The sequence below is a fragment of the Rhizobacter sp. P3_B12 genome (assembly GCF_056402895.1).
Map to the genome: position 1 here is coordinate 1 of NZ_JBFUGN010000746.1, position 3137 is coordinate 3137.

Consider the following 3137-nt stretch of genomic DNA (forward strand, 5'->3'; position numbering starts at 1 on the left):
CCTGGGACAAGGCCGCGGCCGATGCCAAGGCCGCCGGCGTCGACAGCAAGGCGGCACGCGATGTCGCGACGGCCCGGCAGGCGACGCAGGACAAGGGCATGGAGCTCGCCGCCGCCACTGCGAATGCGCAGCAGGACAAGGCGCGCGCCGACGCGCTCGCGCTGCAGCTGAAGGAGCTCGGCTCGAAGCCGACCGACCGCGGCGACGTGCTGACGCTCGGCGACGTGCTGTTCGATTCGAACCGGGCCGCCCTGAGTCCCGGCGGCGCCCGCACGCTGAACAAGCTGGCGGACTTCATGCGCCAGCACCCGAAGCGCACCGCGATGATCGAAGGCTTCACCGACAGCCGCGGCACCGAGACCGGCAACTTCGAGTTGTCGACGCGACGCGCCGAAGCCTTGCGGACGGCGTTGATCGACCAGGGCATCACCGCGCAGCGGCTGATGACGCGCGGCTACGGCGAGGCCTATCCGGTGGCGACCAACGACACCTCGGCAGGCCGGCAGATGAACCGCCGCGTCGAGGTGATCCTGTCCAACGAAGACGGCGTGGCCAAGGCCCGTTGAGGAGACGACCATGACCAAGACCCGCAAGCACGGCAACAAGGAAGTGAAGAAGCCCAAGCAGGCGCAGGCACCCGTCGCGCCGGGAACGCCGGCGCTCGCGCTGCCGGCGGTCGCACCGGCGGCCGCCGACCGTCAGCGCAAGCGCTGAGCGACGGGCGGATCAGGCCGCCTCGGCACGGGCGCGGCAGTCGGCGGCATAGCAGCTGCAGGCTGCGGCCTCCAGCCCGGCGCGGTCGGTCACCTGCAGCTCGCCGCGGTGGTAGTCGATCAGCCCGGCACGCTGCAGCACGCCGGCCGCGGCGGTGATGCCCACGCGCCGCACGCCCAGCATGTAGGCGAGGAACTCTTGCGTCATGTGGAAGTGGTCCGCCTGCGCGCGGTCCTGGCTCATCAGCAGCCAGCGCGCCAGGCGCGGCCCGATCAGGTGGAAGCGCAGGCAGGCCGCCGATGCCGCCAGCTGCACCATCAGCACGTGCACGTAGCGGTCCACGCTGCGCTCCAAGGCGGCATTGCGTGCCAGCTCGCGGCGAAACGGCAACACCCCGATGCGCCAGGCCGTGCCCGGGCCCTGCACCACCGCATGCAGCGGCGACACCGAGGCCCCCAGCGCGACGTGCACGCCCAGCATCCCCTCCCGCCCGACCATGCCCACCTCCAGCCCCGGGTGCCGGTCGACGCGCGAGATCAGCGAGATGAAGCCCTGCATCGGAAAGTAGACATGCGTCGTCGGCTCACCGGGTTCGCTCAGCGCCTCGGCCAGCACCAGCGGGACGACCTCGCCGATGTCGAGCAGGCGCTTTCGCCCCGCCCCGGAAAGCGGGGCGAGCAGATGGTTGTCGATGAAGGTCATGCCRCAGTGTGGCGCGCCCGCCGGCGCGCGACCGTCTGCCAGCGCACGCAGTCAGGCGACGGCAGGTTCGGGCAGCAGGCGGTCGTATTCCTTCTTGACCACCGCATAGCACTCGCAGGTGCGTGCCTCCAGCCCCGGCCGGTCCAGCACCTCGATGCGCCCGCGCGCATAGCGGATCAGCCCGGCCTTCTGAAGCTTCGACGCCGCCTCGGTGACGCCCTCGCGCCGCACGCCCAGCATGTTGGCGATCAGTTCCTGCGTCATCGTCAGCTCGCTGCCGCGCAGGCGGTCCAGGCTGAGCAGCAGCCAGCGGCACAGCTGCTGGTCCAGCGAATGGTGGCGGTTGCACACCGCCGTCTGCGCCATCTGCGTGATCAGCGCCTGCGTGTAGCGCAGCAGCAGGTGCAGCACCGGCGCGCGGTTGAACTCTTCCTTGATGGTGCGCGAGCTCATCCGGTAGCCCGCGCCGGCGCTTTGCACGACGGCGCGGCTGGTCGTCGATTCGCCGCCCATGAACAGCGAGATGCCGACGATGCCCTCGTTGCCCACCACCGCGATCTCGGCCGACGCGCCGTTCTCCATCACGTAGAGAAGCGACACGATGGCGGTGGTCGGGAAATACACGTGGCTCAGCGTGCGGCCAGGCTCGTACAGCACCTGCCCGAGGGTCAATTCGACCCATTCGAGCTGCGGCAGCCAACGGTTGCGCTCCGGCTCGGGCAGGGCGGCGAGCAGGTGGTTCTGCAGGGGTTCGGGGGAAGGGTGCACTGTGCGCAGCTCCATCGGATGCTGGTGCCGGAGCTGGCGTCGAGCCGGCCTCGCGCCCCGTGCCGCCCAGTGCGGAGACTATAGGCGCGGAAAGCGTCGGTCTGTGCGGTATCGGACAAATCAGGGGGCATGCCCGCGCCGGTGTTCGGCAACGCACAGACGCGGCGGAGCCGGCCATGCAGAGTCCGCACTCCGAGGAGTGCTGCCCACCGTGATCCACCCGATGATTTCGATCGCCCTGCCGTTTCGCACGCCTGCGGCACGCCGCGTCGACAGGGCGCCGTCAACGCACGCCGTGCTGGCCTGCCTGCGCCAGGCGAATGCCGAGTTGCAGCGTGCCCTCTCCCAGGCGCAGGCCGCACAACGCGACGCCGAGCGGCTGAACCAGCGCCAGACCGAGCAGTTGGCCCTGGTCGCGCACGAGTTGCGCACCCCGTTGATGACGCTGTGCACCACGGCCACATTGTTGGCGCGCATGCCCGCCGAGCGAGCGCCGCAGCTGCTGGCGATCGTCGGGCGGCAGACCACCCGCATGGCGCGCGTGATCGACGACCTGCTCGACGTGTCGCGCGTCAACACCGGCAAGCTGAGGCTGGTGCTGGACGACGTGCAGATCGCCGAGGTGATCCAGGACGTGCTCGACGGCTGCCGCATTGCGGTGCTCGCGCGGCAGCAGACGCTGCAGCTTGCGATGCCGTCGTCCATCGGGCAGATGCGGGCGGACGACACCCGGCTGGCGCAGATCCTCGGCAACCTGGTCGGCAACGCGTCGAAGTACACGCCTTGCGGCGGCGCGATCGGGCTGGCAGTGGCGCGCCACGGCAGCAGCATCGTCTTCACCGTCAGCGACGACGGCATCGGCATCGCACCGCAGGCGCTGCTGCAGGTCTTCGACCCGTTCGTCCAGGAAGAGCACGCGGTGAAATTCAACCGCGACGGCCTCGGGCTCGGCC

5 protein-coding genes are annotated in these 3137 nt (G+C 70.3%); 3 read left to right on the forward strand and 2 right to left on the reverse strand.

The window, feature by feature from the left end; all coding sequences use genetic code 11:
• Positions 1-566, forward strand: a 566-nt coding sequence (locus AC1D01_RS27320; protein WP_477871982.1) for an OmpA family protein, incomplete at its 5' end; no start/stop codon positions are given.
• A 10-nt stretch (positions 567-576) separates the two neighbouring features.
• Entirely contained in the window at positions 577-714 is a 138-nt protein-coding gene (locus AC1D01_RS27325) for a hypothetical protein (RefSeq protein ID WP_477871984.1), read from the forward strand.
• A 12-nt stretch (positions 715-726) separates the two neighbouring features.
• On the opposite strand, the gene AC1D01_RS27330 is transcribed toward AC1D01_RS27325, so the two are convergent.
• Entirely contained in the window at positions 727-1416 is a 690-nt protein-coding gene (locus AC1D01_RS27330; RefSeq protein WP_477871986.1) for a Crp/Fnr family transcriptional regulator, read from the reverse strand.
• 51 nt (positions 1417-1467) lie between these two features.
• A complete protein-coding gene (locus AC1D01_RS27335) occupies positions 1468-2199 on the reverse strand; it encodes a Crp/Fnr family transcriptional regulator (RefSeq protein WP_477871988.1) in 732 nt (243 codons plus the stop codon).
• A gap of 208 nt (positions 2200-2407) precedes the next feature.
• Between AC1D01_RS27335 and AC1D01_RS27340 the strand changes: the two genes are divergently transcribed.
• On the forward strand, positions 2408-3137 hold a 730-nt coding region (locus tag AC1D01_RS27340; protein WP_477871991.1), incomplete at its 3' end, for a sensor histidine kinase.